The 1832-nt window shown below is 59.0% G+C and carries 1 rRNA gene; it reads left to right on the top strand.

Features of this window, described 5'->3' with window-relative positions:
• Positions 1-23 precede the first annotated feature (23 nt).
• Positions 24-1545: ribosomal RNA gene (locus AC6CH9_RS20770) — 16S ribosomal RNA — on the top strand.
• Positions 1546-1832 lie beyond the last annotated feature (287 nt).

Raw genomic sequence — 1832 nt, 5'->3', positions numbered from 1 at the left:
GTGCTGGTGGTGGGCGTTGTTCATTTACGGAGAGTTTGATCCTGGCTCAGGACGAACGCTGGCGGCGTGCTTAACACATGCAAGTCGAACGATGATGCCCAGCTTGCTGGGTGGATTAGTGGCGAACGGGTGAGTAACACGTGAGTAACCTGCCCTTGACTTCGGGATAACTCCGGGAAACCGGGGCTAATACCGGATATGAGCTACCTTCGCATGGGGGTGGTTGGAAAGTTTTTCGGTCAGGGATGGGCTCGCGGCCTATCAGCTTGTTGGTGGGGTGATGGCCTACCAAGGCGACGACGGGTAGCCGGCCTGAGAGGGCGACCGGCCACACTGGGACTGAGACACGGCCCAGACTCCTACGGGAGGCAGCAGTGGGGAATATTGCACAATGGGCGAAAGCCTGATGCAGCGACGCCGCGTGAGGGATGAAGGCCTTCGGGTTGTAAACCTCTTTCAGCAGGGAAGAAGCGCAAGTGACGGTACCTGCAGAAGAAGCGCCGGCTAACTACGTGCCAGCAGCCGCGGTAATACGTAGGGCGCAAGCGTTGTCCGGAATTATTGGGCGTAAAGAGCTCGTAGGCGGTCTGTCGCGTCTGGTGTGAAAACTCGAGGCTCAACCTCGAGCTTGCATCGGGTACGGGCAGACTAGAGTGCGGTAGGGGAGACTGGAATTCCTGGTGTAGCGGTGGAATGCGCAGATATCAGGAGGAACACCGATGGCGAAGGCAGGTCTCTGGGCCGCAACTGACGCTGAGGAGCGAAAGCATGGGGAGCGAACAGGATTAGATACCCTGGTAGTCCATGCCGTAAACGTTGGGCACTAGGTGTGGGGCTCATTCCACGAGTTCCGTGCCGCAGCAAACGCATTAAGTGCCCCGCCTGGGGAGTACGGCCGCAAGGCTAAAACTCAAAGGAATTGACGGGGGCCCGCACAAGCGGCGGAGCATGCGGATTAATTCGATGCAACGCGAAGAACCTTACCAAGGCTTGACATGCACGGGAAGCCACCAGAGATGGTGGTCTCTTTGGACACTCGTGCACAGGTGGTGCATGGTTGTCGTCAGCTCGTGTCGTGAGATGTTGGGTTAAGTCCCGCAACGAGCGCAACCCTCGTCCCATGTTGCCAGCGGGTTATGCCGGGGACTCATGGGAGACTGCCGGGGTCAACTCGGAGGAAGGTGGGGATGACGTCAAATCATCATGCCCCTTATGTCTTGGGCTTCACGCATGCTACAATGGCCGGTACAAAGGGCTGCGATACCGTAAGGTGGAGCGAATCCCAAAAAGCCGGTCTCAGTTCGGATTGGGGTCTGCAACTCGACCCCATGAAGTCGGAGTCGCTAGTAATCGCAGATCAGCAACGCTGCGGTGAATACGTTCCCGGGCCTTGTACACACCGCCCGTCAAGTCACGAAAGTCGGTAACACCCGAAGCCCATGGCCCAACCGTTCGCGGGGGGAGTGGTCGAAGGTGGGACTGGCGATTGGGACTAAGTCGTAACAAGGTAGCCGTACCGGAAGGTGCGGCTGGATCACCTCCTTTCTAAGGAGCTACCAACGGCTCGTTCGCCGGCCTGTGGTCGGAGCGGGTTTGTTCAGGTGCCACGCCATCGCCGTACGTGTGGTGGGTGGTTGCTCATGGGTGGAACATTGACGAAAGAGTCTTCTGGTCTTGCTGGTGTCAGTACCTGCCGGCCTTGCCTGGTCCTTCGGGGCCTGGTGGGGTGGTGGTGGAACATCACGGGTGAGGGTGGGGGGCTTGTCGAGCACACTGTTGGGTCCTCAGGTCACCGGCCACCGGTTGGTGGGGTGCCTGGTACGGGCCGGTCT

This window comes from Cellulosimicrobium sp. GQ32, assembly GCF_059758455.1.
Note: the sequence above shows the minus strand (reverse complement) of the source record. Positions and strands in the feature narration are given on the sequence as shown.